The organism is Thalassotalea sp. HSM 43 (genome assembly GCF_004752005.1).
Taxonomy (GTDB): domain Bacteria; phylum Pseudomonadota; class Gammaproteobacteria; order Enterobacterales; family Alteromonadaceae; genus Thalassotalea_A.
Genome location: NZ_CP038493.1, coordinates 946,486 through 965,677, shown reverse-complemented (window position 1 = coordinate 965,677; position 19,192 = coordinate 946,486). Strand labels below are relative to the sequence as shown.

Below are 19,192 nucleotides of genomic sequence, written 5' to 3'. Positions count from 1 at the left end.
ATCACGATTAAGCTGAATTAAATCTCGTAAAAATGCGCTTGGTGAAATTTAATTCGGGTGGTGTGGTTATTGTTGTGTTTTGTTTTAACTTTGACCATTTTAAAATTGATCGCGCAGCTGCTTTTGCGTATAATTTGCGACAAAATTTTTTAATGCTTTGGTAGCTGTAAGTTACCTGCTTCGTTTGTGTGGTGAGGCGTCACTTTAAAAACTTTATAAGACGCTTGTAACCTCTTGATAAAAGTGAATATTATGACAAACAAAACCGTTCTTCATGCCAAGCACCTTGAAGCTGGCGCCAAAATGGTGGATTTCCACGGTTGGGAAATGCCTATCAACTACGGCTCTCAAATCGAAGAGCACCATGCTGTTCGTAACGATGCAGGTATGTTCGATGTATCGCACATGACCATCGTTGATGTTAACGGTGCTGACGCTAAGGCGTTCTTGCGTCGCTTAGTTATTAACGACGTTGCCAAGCTTGAAGTTGCAGGTAAAGCGCTATACACCGGTATGTGTAATCATCAAGGCGGTGTTATTGATGACTTGATCATCTACTTCTTCACCGATACCGATTACCGTTTGGTTGTTAACTCGGCGACACGTGAAAAAGATTTGGCATGGATCAACGAACAAGCAGCAAGCTTCGATGTTAGCATCACTGAGCGTCCTGAATACGCGATGATCGCGGTTCAAGGCCCACAAGCCAAAGCAAAAGTTGCAACTTTATTGAATGCTGAGCAAACCGCCGCTGTCGATGGTATGAAGCCATTCTTCTCAGCGCAAGCTGGTGATTTGTTTATCGCCACCACAGGTTACACCGGTGAGTCAGGTTACGAAATTGCACTACCAACGGATATGGCAGCCGATTTTTGGCAGCAATTGGTTGATGCTGGTGTTGCTCCATGTGGTTTAGGTGCTCGTGATACCTTGCGCCTAGAAGCGGGTATGAACTTGTACGGTCTAGATATGGACGAAACCGTGACGCCTTTAGCGGCAAACATGGCTTGGACCATCGTTTGGGATGAAGAGCGTGACTTTATCGGTAAAGAAGCTCTTGCTGCACTGCGCGAAGCGGGCAGTGAACCAAAACTTGTGGGTTTGGTGATGGAGCAAAAAGGTGTTCTTCGTAGCGGCTTAAAAGTGATCTCTGAGCACGGTGAAGGTGTAATTACATCAGGCACTTTCTCACCAACATTGGGTCATTCAATTGCCATGGCACGTGTCCCTCGCGCGGTTAAAATCGGCGACACAGTACAAGTTGAGATGCGCAAGAAGTTGGTTGAAGTACAAGTTATTAAGCCAAGTTTTGCCCGTAACGGTAAAAAAGCGTTTTAAGCCTGTTTCGATAACGGTTTAACGTCAATAAAAGAATTAATAAAGCCTTTAACCATTATTTGTTTTAAAGGCTTTTCATCTGAAATTATTTGGCTAAAATGTAGTCAATCTGGCAAGTGCAATTTAACGCTCATGCCAAGGTATAATAGATTTCAGATAAACAAGAATTAACCATTTTTAAAAACATTTTAGGAACAAGAAAATGAGCAACATTCCTTCTGAGTTAAAATATGCTTCTTCTCACGAGTGGGTTCGCGTTGAAGGCGACGGTACTGTAACTGTTGGTATCACTGAGCACGCACAAGAGCTTTTAGGTGATATGGTTTTTGTTGAATTGCCAGAAGTTGGTGATGAAATTGAAGCTGGTGACGACGTTGCCGTTGCAGAATCTGTTAAAGCGGCTTCTGACATCTACGCACCAATTGGTGGTGAAGTTGTTGAAATCAACGAAGAACTTGAAGATTCTCCAGAGCTTGTAAACTCTGATGCATTTGGCGACGGTTGGATGTTCAAAGTTAAGCTTAGCGATGTTGGTGAGCTTGAGTCATTACTAGATGCTGAAGGCTACCAAAACGTAGTTGACGAAGAATAATCTAGTATTATCAATAAATTATAAACCCTGAGTGATAACTCGGGGTTTATTGTTTTTAGTAATTTGCTGTTTGAAAAGTTAAGTGAAATCTATGTCTACCCATACCTTGAACCAGTTGGAACAAACTGAAGATTTTATCCGTCGTCATATTGGCCCGGATGCAGAGCAAACCGAAGCGATGTTGAGCGAAATTGGTGCTGACTCTGTTGAAGCATTAATCGATGAAATTGTTCCTGCCAATATCCGTCGTGACGGATTGCCAAACATTGGTGAAAGCAAAACCGAAGTGAAGGCACTAAGTGACCTTAAAGCGGTTGCTGCTAAGAACCAAGTTTTCCAATCAAATATTGGTTTGGGCTATTACCCAACTCATACCCCAAACGTTATTTTACGTAACGTATTGGAAAACCCAGGATGGTATACCGCTTACACGCCTTATCAGCCTGAAATTGCTCAAGGACGTCTTGAGTCACTGCTTAACTATCAGCAAATGTGCATGGACTTAACCGGTCTTGATCTTGCCAGTGCGTCACTGCTTGATGAAGGTACCGCGGCGGCAGAAGCGATGGCACTTGCTAAGCGTGTTTCTAAAAACAAGAAATGCAATAACTTCTTTATTGCCAACAGCGTCTACCCACAAACCATCGACGTTGTTAAGCAACGTGCTGAAATGTTTGGTTTTGATATCATCGAAGGCGATGCAGCGGAGGTTGTTAACCACGATGTCTTTGGTGCGCTATTACAGTACCCAGGTGCTGAAGGTGAGATTGTTGATATCGAACCATTAATTACCGCGGTTCAAGCGAAAAAAGGTGTTGTTGCCGTTGCCGCTGACATCATGGCATTGACCCTACTTAAAGCGCCTGGCGAGCTAGGTGCTGACGTGGTTATCGGTTCAAGCCAACGTTTTGGTGTGCCTATGGGCTACGGTGGTCCACACGCGGCATTCTTTACCACTAAAGATAAGCACAAGCGTTCACTGCCTGGTCGTATTATTGGTGTATCAAAAGATACTCGCGGTAAAGATGCATTGCGTATGGCGATGCAAACTCGTGAACAACATATTCGTCGCGAAAAAGCCAACTCGAACATCTGTACGGCACAGGTACTATTGGCTAACATGGCTGCGTTTTATGCGATTTACCACGGTCCACAAGGTTTAAAAACCATTGCTAATCGTATTCACCGTTTGGCCGACATCCTATGTTTAGGTACGGCGCAAAAAGGCTTGCAAGCGGTTCACGCTCATTACTTTGATACATTGACGTTTGCCGTTGAAAACAAACAAGAGATTGTTGCTCGTGCGATTGCTGCCAACGTTAACTTACGAACTGATGTTGACGGTCAAGTGTCTGTTTCTCTTGATGAAACCACCACTCGTCAATCTGTTGCAAGCTTATTTGATATCTTGCTTGGTGAAGGCCACGGCTTGGATGTTGCTGAACTGGACGCGGCAATCCTAGATTGCGGTCATTCATCTATTCCTGCTGAGTTAGTACGTGAGTCAGAAATTCTGACCCACCCAGTATTTAATTCATATCACTCAGAAACAGAGATGTTGCGATACATCAAAAAGCTTGAGAACAAAGACCTTGCATTGAATCATTCAATGATCTCATTGGGTTCTTGTACCATGAAACTGAATGCAACGGCACAAATGATCCCAGTATCATGGCCTGAATTTGCCAACATGCACCCATTTGCACCACTTGATCAAGCTCAAGGTTACTCTGAGATGATCAACGAGCTAGGTGATTGGTTAATTGAGCTTACCGGTTACGATAATATCTCAATGCAACCAAATTCTGGTGCACAAGGTGAGTACGCGGGTCTTATCGCTATCCACAAATACCATGAAAGCCGTGGCGACAGCCACCGTAACATTTGTTTGATTCCATCATCTGCGCACGGTACAAACCCGGCTTCAGCGCAAATGGTTGGTATGAAAGTTGTGGTTACCGCCTGTGATAAAGACGGTAACGTTGATTTAGATGATTTGCGTGCCAAAGCAGAAGAGCACAGTGAAAACTTGTCTTGTATCATGATCACGTACCCGTCAACGCACGGTGTATACGAAGAAACGATCAAAGAAGTATGTGACATCATTCACGCGAATGGCGGTCAGGTTTACCTAGATGGTGCTAACATGAACGCTCAGGTAGGTATCACAAGCCCTGGTTTTATCGGTGCTGATGTATCACACCTTAACTTGCACAAAACCTTTGCTATCCCGCACGGTGGTGGTGGTCCAGGTATGGGACCAATCGGTGTTAAATCACACTTGGCACCATTCTTACCAGGCCATGCATTAATCGAATTTAATAGCGACCTGAAAGAAAATGGCGCGGTATCTGCTGCCCCATTTGGTTCAGCTGGTATCTTGTGTATCTCATACATGTACGTTGCTATGTTGGGCAAGAAAGGCGTTACCGATTCAACCAAATACGCGATTACTAACGCCAACTACTTGGCGCATAAATTAAGCCAAGATTACCCAATTCTATACACCGGTAACAATGGCCGTGTAGCGCATGAGTGTATTGTTGACTTACGCCCACTGAAAGAAGCATCTGGCATCACTGAAATGGATGTTGCTAAGCGTTTGATGGACTACGGTTTCCACGCACCGACAATGTCATTCCCGGTAGCGGGCACATTAATGATTGAGCCAACCGAATCGGAAAGCAAAGTGGAACTTGATCGTTTCGTTGAAGCGATGACATCAATCCGCGCTGAGATTGCCAAAGTTGAATCAGGTGAGTGGACCTTGGAAGATAACCCTCTTCATAATGCACCACACACGCTAGCTGACATCACCGATGCTAACTGGAATCGTGCATACACCACAAGCGAGGCGGTATTCCCAGTTCCAGCAGCGGCAGCAAACAAGTTCTGGCCAACCGTTAACCGTATCGATGACGTATACGGCGACCGTAACCTAATTTGTTCTTGTCCAGCGGTTGAGACGTATATCGACGCTGAGTAGTTGTTGTCGATGCTTAATGAAGTTTGTGAACGTTTTAATAAAGTTTGTGAATTGAATTAAGTTTGTGACTTAAAAGTTTTAAAAGGTGAGCTTAGTGCTCACCTTTTTTGTGATCCCAAAAAACGTCTAGATTCGTCCAAATCTTTCACAACCCGACTAATTGGAGAGTTCAATGAAACCATATACTAAGCGAACTCAACGCGATAATTCATCTAAAACATGATGGGACATATTCATCGATAAATAGCTTCAACTTAGAGAGTTATGAAAATACCGAATTGGCTTTATATTGCATGATTTGACGCCATTGATAACCACATTATTTCTAGCTATGAAAAAACAAAAATTGTGATGTTATGCGAAGCCATTTGAAGAAAAAATATTTGTTTAAGTGAGAAGCCTGACGATACATAACACTATAAGTTTGATGATATTTGCATTACAGAAAAGATATCAATTCAACGATATCTTTTTTTGAGTTGTTAACCATCTAAACCATGCACACAACGTAACAATGTAGTTTCAGCAGATTGTAGGTGTTTCTCCATACTTAAAATAGCGCCAGCATTGTTATGAATGATTAAATTGTTGAGAATGTCGATATGCTCATCAATGGCAATGGTAAATCGTTCTAATTCACCTGTTTTATCCCATTGATAGTGGTAATGACAAACAAACGAAACAATATCAAAAAATTGCTGAGTAAACCTGTTTTTTGCAGAGCGTTGAATAATTAAATGAAGCTCTCGGTCTAGATCTGGAAATTCCATGTATCGACTTTCCATATCAGCTCTTACTTCTTGATGTTTAAATAAAAGTTCCTGTAGCTCTTGCCATACTGGGCTTGATTTTGGTTGTTTTAATAATTCTGTTAATGCGCGCATTTCTACCATCTCTCGAAATGCAATGAGTTCTCTAGCAAACTCTTCATCAAACTTGACCATTTTCCAACGGCCACGAGGAATTTTTTCTATTAAGCCGTTATTAGAAAACTTAATTAAAAATTCACGTACGGTAATGGTTGTGCAGCCAGAGTTTTTAGCCAGGCTTAATTCTGAAAAACGGTCTCCTGGTAATAATTTCCCTGTATTAATCAAGTTCAAAAAGTACTTTTCAATTTGAACATCTTTGGTTGAGTTTTTATCTGAAATATCGAAATAGTCGTGTTGAGTTGGAACTCTTAATACAACTTTATTAGGTCCATCTCGTTTGATTATTCCTTCTTCACACAAATGCTCCACACAAGCTCTTACTGTAGTCCTGCTTATACTTAGAAGCTTTGTTAACTGAATGTCATTAGCCATTACCTTTTCGCGTTCTGGTAGCTGGGCAATGTGATCTAGCATTTGGTTAATAGATTTTTTAAATAAATAAGTTTTGTTGCTCAACTTTATAATCCTTGCGAATTTGATATTCGTTTAAAAGCTTTTTACATGTTTATTTAAACCTAATATGACAGTATTTTATGGGAAAATCTATGTTTAAGGTTTATTTAAGTAGCTTATTCGAAAAATAATACAGCGAACAGAGCTGTTTTTATTGTTTAGACTGTTGACTTGTAGGTATTTTCTTTATAGTTTGTATTTTACATATAAAAAAACACATTCGTTTTGAGGATAACGGCTAAAGAAGTCGTTCGTGAGATGAAGTGTGAAAGAGTAAATTGGCCAAACATTGAAAAGCGTCTTAAAAGATATTCAAAATAATGGTAATAACTTAGCTCTATTGCTTTGTTGTTTGATTGTCTGCGTAAATGTTGGAGCTTATGCTCAATCTCAGGTAAATAATGAAACGCCTAATATTATTCTAATAATGGCGGACGATTTAGGTTATGGCGATACAGGTTTTAACGGTAATACCATTATTCAAACCCCAAACCTTGATCAAATGGCTAAAGAGGGCGTTAAGTTTTCTCATTTCTATTCTGCTAGCTCAGTATGTTCACCAACTAGAGGTTCATTTTTAACGGGGCGTCACCCACATCGTTACGGTATTTTTTGGGCAAATGTCGGTCATTTACCCAAAGAAGAAATCACCTTGGCTGAAATATTAAAAGAGCAGGGGTATGCAACAGGTCATTTTGGAAAATGGCATTTGGGGACACTAAGTAAACAGTTTTCATCAAAAGGAAAGAAACGTAAGCCTGACGTTAATTACTCTCCACCAGCATGGCATGGCTATGATGTTTCATTTGTTACTGAATCAGCGGTAGCTTTATGGGATCCAGCAAAAGGTCAACGAGCAAAAAACAATCCGTTTTGGTTGGATGGTAAAGCACTTGAACCTAGTGATGCCCAATTGCAAGGAGGTGCAAGTCGTGTGGTTATGGATCAAGTACTGCCGTTTATCGAACAGTCTGTAAAAGCAAATCAACCGTTTGCAGCAATAGTTTGGTTTCATGCACCACATATGGATGTGGTTGCTGGCCCTAAGTACCTAGAAAAATACCAAAACTATGGTGAAGCGGCTCATTATTACGGCGTTGTTACTGAAATGGATGAACAAATTGGTCGGCTGCGTAAAGCATTAAAAAAGTTAGGGGTTGAAAGAAACACCTTACTTACGTTTACGAGTGATAATGGTCCTGAGGGTAAGACTAAAAACTCCAATGGTCGTACAGCAGGTGTTACTGGTGGTTTAAGAGGGCGTAAGCGAGATCTATTTGAAGGTGGCGTGAGAGTGCCAACACTTGCTGTTTGGCCTAAGCATATTACGGCAGGAACGACAGTTTCCTTGCCATCATCAACACTCGATTATTTTCCAACTGTTGCAGAAATAGTTGGTTATTCAATGCCTGATAGTCGGCCAATTGATGGCATTAGTCTTTTACCGCTACTAATCAATAATAAATCACAGCCTAACTTTAAACGACATAAAGCTATTCCTTTTATTGCCAAAGAAAAAGCCTCATTAATTGATGGGGGTTACAAATTAGTCACTAGCGTAAAAAATAACAACAAATTTGAGCTATATGATCTAGTTAAAGATCCTAGTGAAACTAGCGATGTTGCCAGTCAATATCCAGAGCTAGTTGCTAAAATGAGCCAACAAATTAAAGCGTTTTTAGCTTCAGCGAAAGCAAGCCATAGTGGCGCGGATTATCATGATAAAAATTATCACCCTGTAGTCGGTTGGCCCATAAACCAAGCAAAAAAAAGGTTAACAAGTGATGAATAGGTTAACGGTTATTGTAGTTTTTTTGCTTTCGTTTTTATCAATTTCAGCTAAAGCATTTAATACGAGTAAACCCCTCAATGTTTTATTTATTTTAACCGACGATCAAGCAATAGATACTATCAGTGCACACGGCAATAAACGTATATCAACACCTAACATCGACCGGTTAGCTAAAACTGGTATGAGTTTTACTCATGTTTTTAACCAAGGTTCATGGTCGCCGGCGGTATGCTCGCCTTCACGTAGAATGATAAATACGGGTCGTCACCTTTTCCATACCGGATTATCGCCAAATAATGATAAAAAAGGAGCAGACACTAAAAGCTTTAAGCTCTTTGGTGAAACCTTTAAAGAGGCGGGCTATACCACATTTATGACGGGCAAATGGCACCTACCTATGCCCATTTTTGAGCGCAGTTTTAGCCAAGGCAAAGCCGTATTTAAAGGTGGTATGTCATTTGTAAAAGATGGCGGACAATGGCAAGCCAATTATGTAGATTACAATGCGGCGGCAAAGGATACTGATAAATATAAAGCTTATAAAGGTAATAAACACAGCAGTGAAATGGTTGCTGATGCAGCGGTAGAATTTTTATCATCAAAACATACACAGCCTTTTATGATGTACGTTGGTTTTTTAGCACCACACGACCCTCGTCAATCACCGGACAAATTTACTACCAAATATCCCAAAAACTCAATTGAATTACCTGCTAATTATTTGACAGAGCATCCTTTTAACCAAGGGGATCATTATATTCGAGATGAGGTATTAGCGGATTTTCCCAGAAAGCCAGAAGCAGTAAAAGAATTTATTGGTGAATACTATGCGATGATCGATCATATGGATAGCCAAATTGGTCGAATCTTAGATGCTCTTGATGAGTCAGGTCAAGTTGATAATACTCTTATAATCTTTACGTCAGATCATGGTCTAGCAGTCGGTAAGCACGGCTTGTTAGGAAAACAAAACCAATATGATCATAGTGTTAGAGCGCCTTTTATTATCAAAGGCCCAAATGTGCCTAAAGGTAAAACAGCTAAGGGAATGTTTTATCTCAATAGTGCTTTTCCAACAGCTGTTGATATGGCAGGAATAGCAATACCTGGATCAGTCCAAGCGCCGAGTATCAAACCCTTAATCGAAGGTGAAAAAACGGCAGTTTATGACAGCATCTATGGCAGTTACCGTCACTTTCAACGCATGTTAAGAACTGAAGATTACAAGTTAATTTATTACCCGCACCTAAAAAAAACACAACTATTTAATATGGTTTCTGATCCTGATGAGTTGGTCGATTTATCAAGACATAAAAACCAACGCAAGCGAATAGCGGCAATGATGAATGAACTGGAATTATGGAAAAAAATAGTGGGCGATCCACTTGATAATACTAACGTTGAGAGCAGCTTTAAGATGATGGGTGGTGTGAAAGATAAAGATCACCGCCGTCAGATGCCGGAAAATAATTCAGCTCAATAGAAACAAATTAATAAGATATACAAATAAACGGAAAGCATGTATGAAAATAGATAGACAAAGGTTATTAACACTTGCTGTTGTTATAGGTGTTGCTATCGGCATAACAGCTTGTGGTGAATCAAAGACCTTAATGACCGAAAGGGATAGTGATTTATCAGTAAAAGAATCAATTGAAGAGTCTACTCGGCCTAATATCATCGTTATATTAGCAGACGATATGCAAAAAGGGGTGACGGGGCATGAAGGTCATCCCATTATCAATACGCCAAACATTGATAAGATAGCTGTTGGTGGCACTGTCTTTGGTAACGCATTTGCGACAAGTCCTGTATGTACACCAAGCCGCACTAATCTGCTTACTGGTCTTTACGAGCGCCGTCACGGTATTAACTTTGGTTCAAATAGTACGATGACTGAAGAAGCATGGGCTAATACTTACCCAATGCTGTTAAAAAAATCTGGATACTTTGTTGGTTATGTTGGCAAGAACCATACGCCTATCGGCATAACTGAAAAAGGTGGCTTTGGCTACAAAAGTGGCGTCATGGATAATAGTTTTGATTATTGGTATGCCAGCCACAAACATTTAAGTTTTTATCCTAAAGACAAAAAAGCTCATAAGATTTTTAAAAATGCCAAAGCTGATACACAAATTGAGATCATGGAAGAAGGCGTTGAAAACTTTATGGAGCCAAACGAAGCCTTTAAAGCTGGCAATAACTTCTTAGATAGTCGTCCCAAAGGCCAACCATTTGCTTTGTTACTTAACTTTAATGTGCCTCATGCTAATAGTACGAGTTCAATGCAGCTGCGTGATAGCGATTTAGACTTATATAAAACGGCGTATCGTGATCAGATAGATCAAATTACCGTTCCGGCTACTTATGTTTCCGAAAAAGATATTAAAACGCCTAAGCTGCCAAAGCATGTTTACAACGGCGAGTATATTAAAACGTATAACTATGTAAAAACTCCTGAGACGTTAAAAGAGCGAAAAATTCGCGAGATGCAAACTATTTCTGGTATCGATAAGTTGTTAGGTAAATTAATGGCTCATTTAGAAGCTCAAGGAGTAGCAGACAATACCATCATAGTGTTTACCTCAGATCATGGCTTAATGCATGGTGAATTCGGTATGGGAGGGAAAACATTATTATATGAGCCATCTGTGCGTATACCTATGGTCATTTACGATCCGCGCAATACTCAACCAGTATCGAAAAATGATGATTTAGTCGCATTAGTTGATATTGCACCAACGATATTGGATTTAACCAACACGCCTTCGCTTGCTGAGATGCATGGTAAAAGCTTAACGCCACTTATGCATAAAGAAAAAGCGTCAGGCGATAACACTCAGTGGCGCCAAGAAATCTTCCTTGAAAATATGATGATGATCCAAAACTACCCAAGAGCAGAATCTGTGCGGACTCACAAATGGAAGTACATTCGTTATTTTGACAAGAAGAATGACGGTCCTTACGAAGTTGTTATCAACAACTCAATTAATGGTGAACAGCCTATATATGAAGAGCTTTACGACATTGAAAATGATCCTCATGAAATCACTAACCTCATCGACAAGCCAGAACATCAAGCGATTATTGAACAGTTACGCCTTAAAAATGCAGAGCTAGTTAAAAAATATCGTGGTGAAGGTCCATTAAATTCACATATTAGTGAAGAAAAAATTAAACCAATAGACCCGTTGGTTGGCTAACTACACTTTGAGAATGGATGAGATAATGAATAAAAAATTAACAAAAGTTAGTGAAAAGGCTCACTTAGCGGTAATACTCAGCTTTCTTGGCATGATCGGTTGTAGCCCAGCTAAACAAGAAAGTGTTGTTGAACAAGATGTTATTCAAGAGTTTCAGCGTCCAAATATTATTTTAGTGATGACAGATGATCAGGGTTACGGCGATTTTTCAATGCATGATAACCCCATCATTCAAACGCCTAATATAGAGAAGCTTGCCAGTGAAAGTCACCGTTTAACTAATTTTCACGTTGACCCAACCTGTTCACCAACACGAGCTGCGTTAATGAGTGGCCAGTACTCCCTTCGAGCTGGCGTATGGCATACCGTTATGGGGCGCCATATGCTTAGTGACCAGCACAATACCTTGCCAGAAATATTAAAAGAAAATGGTTATCGCACAGCGATGTTTGGTAAGTGGCATTTAGGTGAAAATTACCCTTACCGCCCACAAGACCAAGGATTTGATCACGTTCTTATTCACGGTGGTGGCGGTGTCGGTCAAGCGCCTGATTATTGGGGAAATACGCAATTTGATGATACTTACTATTTAAATGGTGAAGAAAAGTCCTATCCTGGGTTTTCAACCGATGTTTGGTTTGATGAAGCGATTCGCTTTGTCGAAAAAGAAGCGACAACAGATGCGCCATTTTTCCTTTATTTATCACTAAATGCACCGCATGTTCCTTGGCGTGCGCCTGAGCAATATATTGCGCCATACAAAGCCATGGGGTTGGGAGATGACCTGGCTAATTTTTACGGCATGATCACTAACATAGACGACAACATTGCTCGCCTGCGACAGGCAATGCAAAAGAGCAATGTTGATGAAAACACCATATTTATTTTTATGACAGACAATGGCTCGTCCATGGCGGCGAAAAGCCAAGGAGAGCCATTAACGCGATTAGATCAAGCGACAATTGCAGCAATTGAAGCAAAAACAGGCCATAAGTTAACCTCTTTAAACAGCCATATGCGTCAAGGTAAAGGCTCTACATACGAAGGGGGTCATCGCGTTCCATTTTTTATTCACTGGCCTCAAGGTCGTTTAGGGCAAGCTAAAGATATTAATGACTTAACGGCTCATATTGATGTATTACCGACCTTGTTGGATTTAGCCAATATTGATGTTTCAGGTGTTGATACTGATGGTATTTCACTTGTACCAGCACTGCGTAATGAGCAAACGTTACCTGATCGGACTTTGGTAGTAACCAATCAGCGCATTCTGCATCCTAGCCGACAACGACCTTTTGCGGTCATGCAGGGTAACTGGCGTTACGTGCATGGCGATGAAAAAGGAGGTGTTGAATTATTTGATGTGAGTAATGATCCTGGCCAACAACATGATATTAGTGCTCAGCATCCTGAAAAAGCAGCTGAATTGGCCGCTGTATATGAACAGTGGTGGCAACATGCGACAGGTAAAGGTACACCAACAACACGAATTATCATTGGCTCTAAGCATGAGAACCCATCTCGTTTAACCGGCATGGATTGGTTGTCTCCAAATACTGAGCAAGTACCTTGGTGGCCAGGCTTTGGTGATGATAAATGGGGGAAAACAAGTAATGTAGCTTGGTTAGATAAAGAAGAAAACTTTATTGTTTCTCCTTGGGCGTTAAAGGTTGAAGCGGCTGGCAGCTACACCATGACACTTTACTTGCATGATATACCTGCACAAAAAGTCATCGATAATACTTATGCTCACCTGCAACTGAACGGGGAAACCCATACTTTACCCGTAGCGGAAGGGACAACTTCAGTGACTTTTAATGTGGATTTAGCGCAAGGTGAATTAGATGTACGCGCGTGGTTTGATGATTTGACCGATGATTCAGGTTTAGACTCAGGTTTAGCTGCATTTTATCTATATGCAGAAAAGGCCAGAGAATAGCACAATAACATTTGATTAATTCAGTATAGATGGCGCATTTCGGCACTATTTTTGTCGTAAATAGTGCCGAAAACTTAAATATTATTTTGAGAATTATATGTTAAAAAACATGAGTGAAACTATCAGTCAACTGTCTGTAGCGAGCTTTGCGCTAAGCGTATTAGTAATGTTGAGTGGCTGCAATGACGTTACTCAACGCCCTTCACAAATCTCGGCTAATAAGCTGTCTACACAACCAAACATCATTCTGGTGATGACTGACGATCAAGGGTATGGTGATTTCGGTCATAATAACAACCCCATTGTTAAAACACCCACCATAGATAAACTCGCTAATGAAAGTATACGTTTAACGGACTTTCATGTAGACCCGACATGTTCTCCTACACGCGCTGCATTATTGAGTGGTCAATACTCATTGCGCGCAGGGGTTTGGCATACGGTGATGGGGCGCCATATTTTATCCGATAAGATCCACACCCTTCCTGAAGCATTACAAGATGAAGGTTACAAAACGGGCATGGTGGGTAAGTGGCATTTAGGTGATAGTTATCCGTTTCGTCCACAAGACCAAGGTTTTGATCATGTAGTCATGCATGGCGGTGGTGGTGTAGGTCAAACACCAGATTATTGGGGAAATACCCAATTTAATGATACCTATTTTGTAAATGGTACTCCGAAAAAATATCAAGGCTATGCTACTGATATTTGGTTTGATGAAGCAATTAGCTTTATTCATCAGCAAGCAAATAAACAACCATTTTTCTTATATGTGTCAACTAATGCGCCGCATGCACCTTTTAGAGCACCAGACAAATATATAGAGCCGTATCGCGCTATGGGAGTGCCTGAAGACCTTGCGCTGTTTTATGGCATGATCACCAGTCTTGATGAAAACGTTGCTCGTTTACAAACCGCCATGAATGAAACGAATATTACCGATAATACTATTTTTATTTTTATGACAGATAACGGTTCAGTGATGGGGAGTCAGAGTGCAAAACTGGTTAAAGGTAAAACGAAAAAGCTCATTGAGGAAAAAATAGGACAACAAATTATCAGTTTAAATGATGGTATGCGCGGCTCTAAAAACTCGGCCTATGAAGGCGGGCATAGAGTCCCTTTCTATATATCATGGCCAAATGGCGGTTTGATCAAACCTGCTGAAATTGATGCGCTGACCGCCCATATTGATTTAATGCCTACTTTATTAGACTTAATTGGTGCTGACATCAGCATGCTTGATACTGATGGTATCAGTTTAAAAGCAGCATTAACTCAAGGTACTGAAATTCCTAACCGCGCTTTAACAGTGACTACACAACGAGTATTAACCCCTGATCCTAATCGCCCGTTTGCGGTAATGGAAGGCAAGTGGCGATATGTAAAGGCTAATGGTAATAAAGAGGTATTTGAACTTTTTGATTTAGCCAAAGATCCAAGTCAAAAAAATAATGTTATTAAACAACACCCTGAAATAGCAAAGAAAATGGCAAAGCAATATCGACAGTGGTGGCAACATACTACGAGATCAGGCATCCCTACTATGAGAGCTGTTATCGGATCTCCTCATGAAAATCCGATGCGTATGACTAGCCATGATTGGTTAGCACCTAATACTAAACAAGTGGGTCACACTACCGGTTTCGGTAATGATAAATGGGCGAAAAAGGGCTGGCTTGGTAAAGAAGATAAATACCAAATATCACCGTGGAAAGTGCAAACCGCAGAAAAGGGTGATTATCAGTTTACCGTAATGTTCCATGATAAACCGGCAAATAAAGTAATCCCAAAACAGTACGCACACTTAAGTATCAATGGTGAAACCATGGTTAAAAAAGTACCTAAAGGTGCGACCAGCGTTCGCTTTGAGCTACCCCTAATAAAAGAAGATATCGATATCAAAGCCTGGTTTACCAATACTAAAAATGGCTCTGATAACAAAGGTGATGCAGATAAACCTTTAGCCGCTTTCTTTATTTACGCAGAAAAGCTTTAACAAATTACAACAAGAGAAAATGACAAATGAAAATAAAAACAATCAATAAAGTGATTTATGCCGCAATATTTAGCTTGCCGATATTATCATATGCAGGGCAGCAAAACTCAGAAGGTTGTACTGCAGAAGAACTTGCTGCCCATGACGCACTGTCAGAGTTAGAGAAAAAATCTTTTTATGGCTTCGAAGGTTCAGGCATTCCTTGTTCTACCGAAATGAAAACCTTAACGGCTGAATGGAAAACGCTTAATGCTTCAAAAGCGAAGCAAAAAGGCCGTGATCGTTTTAATAAAAATAAATACGGCATGTTTATTCATTGGGGCTTGTATTCAACCTTTGGTGGTGTTTATAAAGGCGAGAAGATGGAAGACGGTGGTACAGGTCCTCGTGTTGCCGAATGGATTATGCGCCGTAAAGAAATTCCTCGCGGGGAATATGAAAAACATGCCAAAAACTTTAACCCTCAAGGTTTTAATGCCGATGAATGGGTCGCTATCGCCAAAGCAGCAGGCATGAAATATATTGTGATGGGCTCAAAGCACCATGATGGTTTTGCTATGTTTGATTCAGAGGTTAGTGATTTTAACATTGTTGATGCCACGCCTTTTGGTCGTGATGCCATTAAAGAAATGGAAATAGCCGCGAAAAAAGCGGGTATCGACTTTGGTGTTTATTATTCTAATGCGCTTGATTGGCGCAGTGGTGGTGACAGTGGATTAAAGGATTATGGGCCTAAACCGGGTGTGAAGCCTAGACGAGCACTGTTTGTCAACACATGGGATCCTGCGCCAACCACGTTTGACGATTACATGAGAGATAAATCTATCCCTCAAGTTAAAGAGCTACTGGCTAATTACGATTTAACCCAAATCTGGTTTGATACGCCAATATACATTCCACCTAAGCATAGTATTGAACTCTACCGTACCGTGTATGAAGCGAACCCTGAGATTTTGATTAATGCACGTATCGGTAATGGTTTTGCTGATATTGGCACTCCTGGGGACAATGTTATACCTGATGCCGCTAGTGCCAATACATGGGAAGGCATTGCGACAACTAATCATTCGTGGGGATTTAAATCCTACGACACTGACTGGAAAAGCCCTAAAGAAACCCTTTATTGGTTATTAGCCAATGTCAGTAAAGGCGGTAACTTCCTGTTAAATGTTGGTCCTGATGCTAATGGTGTTATTCCAAAAGAATCTGCTGATATTTTAAAAGAAGTTGGTCAATGGTTACTAGTTAACGGTGAAGCGGTTTATGATTCAAAACCATGGAAAGTTGATCATGAAGGGCCAACCAAAGTCAGCATGAAAGGTACAAAGCAGCGTGAAAAGCAGACAGTTACCTTTGACTTTAAAGAAACTGATTTTTGGTTTACTCAAAAAGACAATAAGGTTTATGTTGTTTCATTTACTAAACCAAAAAGTAGCAATATTTCGGTTAAATCATTAGTGGGGCTAGATATAAAAAATATCCGTGTCTTAGGGCAAGAAGGTAACGTTTCATGGTCACAAGGCAAAGATGCTGTTGATATCAAGCTACCTAAGTTAGTGAGCCCAACCTTGGGTTACAGCTTAGAAATAACCTTGTAATCACAAGAATGTGTTGAAGCTTCGATGATAAAATTCCAGTTTCAACACTCTCCTCGTTCTTTTATTAATTCTCCCTTTAACAGAGCAATAATATGAAATGGATCCAAATATCTAGCTTAATCGTGTCTTCTGTTTTTATTACAAAGGCTTACGCGGCAACTTACTATGTCTCACCTGTTGGTAATGACAAAGCTGCTGGAACCAAAATTGAACAACCCTTTCAGCATGTTCAGTATGCAATCAAGCAAATGAAAGCGGGTGATAAATTAATTGTGCTTGATGGTTTGTACAGCGAAAAAATCATTCTTAAATCAGGAATATCAATACAAGCGAAAAATCCCCGCAAAGCTATTTTTAGTGGTGTTGAAACCTTTAAAGGTCAATTTGAAAGTCATGGTAATGGAGTCTATAAAGCACCATTCAAACAAAATACAAAACAGTTATTTTATAAAAACCAACCAATGACGTGGGCACAGTGGCCGAATGTAACTTGGAAAGATAACTGGCGTGAAGATAAAAAGTGGGCAAGCGCTACTGACGGTACTGGACCTGGCGTTTTAACGTCAAATGAATTTAGTGAAATATCAACACTTGATTTAGCCGGTGGATATGTCTTTCTTCGTTACGGTAAAGGTAATAGTAACTACAGTCGATTAATTGAATCTTTTGATGGACGTATTTTAGCTTGGAATGATGACAATTTTTACAACCAAAAATATACCGGAGAAGATGGCCGCAGAGGTTCAATCGAAGCGCTTAAAAAAATGCCCGAAAAACATGCTTGGCACCCTAATAAATCACAATTCTTTATTGCTGGCGATATTGATTTGCTTGATGCTCCCTCAGAATGGTTTGCTGACGGAGACACATTATACTTCTACCCGCCAGATGGTAAACAACCTAGTGCCTCACAATTATTAGTAAAAACAGAGGATTACTGTATTGAAGAGAGTGCTGTACTTAGCGATGTGTCTATTTCTGGCATCGATTTTTTTGCGTGCTCAGTAAAGCTTATTAATGATGACAACAAAAATATTGCTTTTAAAGATAGTCACTTTACCTATATTGGCGGTGAATTATTGTTCCCAGATAGAATCAAAGGGAATGAGCTTAATAAACCAATTGAACTTTCTGGCGATGGTCTCTTAATTGATAAAAGTTTATTTGCCGGAGCACAAAATTCCGCACTTAAAATTGTTGGTAAGAATTTTACTATTCGTAACTCCGTGTTTATGGAAAATAACCGTAATGCCAATTTTGAAAGTAGAGCAATTGTTGTAGAGGCAACAGGCAGCTATCAAATTACACGTAACACTTTTTTTAATAATCACTCAGATGCGATCATGATCCGCACTAAAATCAAAAAGCCTGGCAGTGTCAATCCTGATGTGTCATATAACAATATTTTTAACAGTGGTAAATATAACAGTGATGTTTCAGGAATATACATGCCTACTGGCTCACAAATGTTTGCACAAGTTCATCATAATTGGATCCACAATAATAATGGTAATGCCTTTCGACTAGACCTAGCTGGGAGCCAGTTAAGCCTACACCATAATGTCTTCTGGGGATCTAAAAGAGGTATAAACGTTGAAGGGTACGGTGAGTTTAATATTTATAATAATACCGATGTGCATAATCATGTTTCCAGCGCACTTACTCGTAATGTGTTAAATCACGCTCGTCAGACAAGGGCTAGTTTAGACAAAACTTTCCCGCCAATATCCGATTGGAATGTGCTCAATAATATCAGCGATGCCCTTGATGACAGAGTGGGTCCAAGAGAGAAAAAATTACTCAAAGCGCAAATGAAAAAAGGTTTAGTGCATCCCGAAAGAAATAAACAGGGTAATATCGCAGTTATTGACCGTGGGGCTATTCAAGGGAACCTGACAGGTAAACACTATGATTTATTTATTAATGCTGAATTAGCCGAATTAAATCTTCAACCAAAAACTAATAAAGTGCGTGGTGGCGTCTCTCAAACTGAAAAACTTAGAAATCAAGGCGTAACAGCGCTTGGCTCATATAGAGGGGCTTACGACTTTCAAGGGGATAGTTGGATTGCAGGTAGTGACTGGATGCCTTATGGATTAAAGGTTATTCAAAATATGAAGGAAGCGGAACAGTTTGCGAAACAGTATTATTCTGAGTCAATAGTTCCTACTGTAAGGTGTTTTTCTCATTAGTTAGCATTTGTATTTAATTAGATAAAAAAGAGTTGTTTTAATATAAAACAACTCTTTTTTTTGTGCTGCACTAACGGTTTTTAATTTGTTTTAATGTTGTTTTCTAGTTTTAAGTTGTTGATTTTTATTGTGTTTTTGCTTGGTTTTAATTAATTTCATTTAATTGGT

The 19,192-nt window shown here is 40.1% G+C and carries 11 protein-coding genes; 10 read left to right on the top strand and 1 reads right to left on the bottom strand.

Annotated elements, in window-relative coordinates; translation table 11 throughout:
• Window positions 1-252 precede the first annotated feature (252 nt).
• From gcvT to gcvP, 3 genes are all read left to right on the top strand, one after another.
• On the top strand, window positions 253-1,338 hold the full coding sequence (gene gcvT, locus E2K93_RS03925; protein WP_135437843.1) for a glycine cleavage system aminomethyltransferase GcvT: 1,086 nt from the start codon (window positions 253-255) through the stop codon (window positions 1,336-1,338).
• 202 nt (window positions 1,339-1,540) lie between these two features.
• Window positions 1,541-1,930, top strand: a complete 390-nt coding sequence (gene gcvH / locus E2K93_RS03920) for a glycine cleavage system protein GcvH (protein WP_135437842.1) — start codon at window positions 1,541-1,543, stop codon at window positions 1,928-1,930.
• A 91-nt stretch (window positions 1,931-2,021) separates the two neighbouring features.
• Window positions 2,022-4,916 carry an aminomethyl-transferring glycine dehydrogenase gene (gene gcvP, locus E2K93_RS03915; RefSeq protein WP_135437841.1) on the top strand — a complete coding sequence of 965 codons (2,895 nt, stop codon included), beginning with the start codon at window positions 2,022-2,024 and terminating at the stop codon, window positions 4,914-4,916.
• A gap of 482 nt (window positions 4,917-5,398) precedes the next feature.
• Here the strand turns inward: gcvP and E2K93_RS03910 are convergent, their stop codons facing one another.
• Complete coding sequence (locus E2K93_RS03910; protein WP_228445484.1) at window positions 5,399-6,304, bottom strand: GntR family transcriptional regulator; 906 nt, start codon at window positions 6,302-6,304, stop codon at window positions 5,399-5,401.
• Between the two features lie 286 nt (window positions 6,305-6,590).
• Here E2K93_RS03910 and E2K93_RS03905 point away from each other — a divergent pair, with 286 nt between their 5' ends.
• The 7 genes from E2K93_RS03905 (at window position 6,591) to E2K93_RS03875 (ending at window position 19,024) form a co-directional block, all read left to right on the top strand.
• Window positions 6,591-8,093, top strand: a complete 1,503-nt coding sequence (locus E2K93_RS03905) for a sulfatase (protein ID WP_228445482.1) — start codon at window positions 6,591-6,593, stop codon at window positions 8,091-8,093.
• Complete coding sequence (locus tag E2K93_RS03900) at window positions 8,086-9,576, top strand: sulfatase-like hydrolase/transferase (protein ID WP_135437840.1); 1,491 nt, start codon at window positions 8,086-8,088, stop codon at window positions 9,574-9,576. Before E2K93_RS03905 ends, E2K93_RS03900 begins: the two co-directional genes overlap by 8 nt.
• A gap of 40 nt (window positions 9,577-9,616) precedes the next feature.
• Complete coding sequence (locus E2K93_RS03895; protein WP_135437839.1) at window positions 9,617-11,296, top strand: sulfatase-like hydrolase/transferase; 1,680 nt, start codon at window positions 9,617-9,619, stop codon at window positions 11,294-11,296.
• Between the two features lie 25 nt (window positions 11,297-11,321).
• Window positions 11,322-13,235, top strand: coding sequence for an arylsulfatase (locus E2K93_RS03890; RefSeq protein WP_228445480.1), 1,914 nt, complete (start codon window positions 11,322-11,324; stop codon window positions 13,233-13,235).
• Window positions 13,236-13,344: 109 nt separating this feature from the next.
• Window positions 13,345-15,234, top strand: a complete 1,890-nt coding sequence (locus E2K93_RS03885; RefSeq protein ID WP_228445478.1) for an arylsulfatase — start codon at window positions 13,345-13,347, stop codon at window positions 15,232-15,234.
• A gap of 26 nt (window positions 15,235-15,260) precedes the next feature.
• Window positions 15,261-16,832, top strand: a complete 1,572-nt coding sequence (locus tag E2K93_RS03880) for an alpha-L-fucosidase (protein WP_135437836.1) — start codon at window positions 15,261-15,263, stop codon at window positions 16,830-16,832.
• A gap of 92 nt (window positions 16,833-16,924) precedes the next feature.
• A complete protein-coding gene (locus E2K93_RS03875) occupies window positions 16,925-19,024 on the top strand; it encodes a right-handed parallel beta-helix repeat-containing protein (RefSeq protein ID WP_135437835.1) in 2,100 nt (699 codons plus the stop codon).
• Window positions 19,025-19,192 lie beyond the last annotated feature (168 nt).

What these genes read in the sequence shown, in the direction of transcription:
- gcvT (WP_135437843.1), top strand. Translation starts at nt 253, where the DNA reads ATGACAAACAAAACCGTTCTTCATGCCAAGCACCTTGAAGCTGGCGCC.
- gcvP (WP_135437841.1), top strand. Translation starts at nt 2,022, where the DNA reads ATGTCTACCCATACCTTGAACCAGTTGGAACAAACTGAAGATTTTATC.
- E2K93_RS03895 (WP_135437839.1), top strand. Translation starts at nt 9,617, where the DNA reads ATGAAAATAGATAGACAAAGGTTATTAACACTTGCTGTTGTTATAGGT.
- E2K93_RS03875 (WP_135437835.1), top strand. Translation starts at nt 16,925, where the DNA reads ATGAAATGGATCCAAATATCTAGCTTAATCGTGTCTTCTGTTTTTATT.
- E2K93_RS03890 (WP_228445480.1), top strand. Translation starts at nt 11,322, where the DNA reads ATGAATAAAAAATTAACAAAAGTTAGTGAAAAGGCTCACTTAGCGGTA.
- gcvH (WP_135437842.1), top strand. Translation starts at nt 1,541, where the DNA reads ATGAGCAACATTCCTTCTGAGTTAAAATATGCTTCTTCTCACGAGTGG.
- E2K93_RS03880 (WP_135437836.1), top strand. Translation starts at nt 15,261, where the DNA reads ATGAAAATAAAAACAATCAATAAAGTGATTTATGCCGCAATATTTAGC.
- E2K93_RS03885 (WP_228445478.1), top strand. Translation starts at nt 13,345, where the DNA reads ATGAGTGAAACTATCAGTCAACTGTCTGTAGCGAGCTTTGCGCTAAGC.
- E2K93_RS03900 (WP_135437840.1), top strand. Translation starts at nt 8,086, where the DNA reads ATGAATAGGTTAACGGTTATTGTAGTTTTTTTGCTTTCGTTTTTATCA.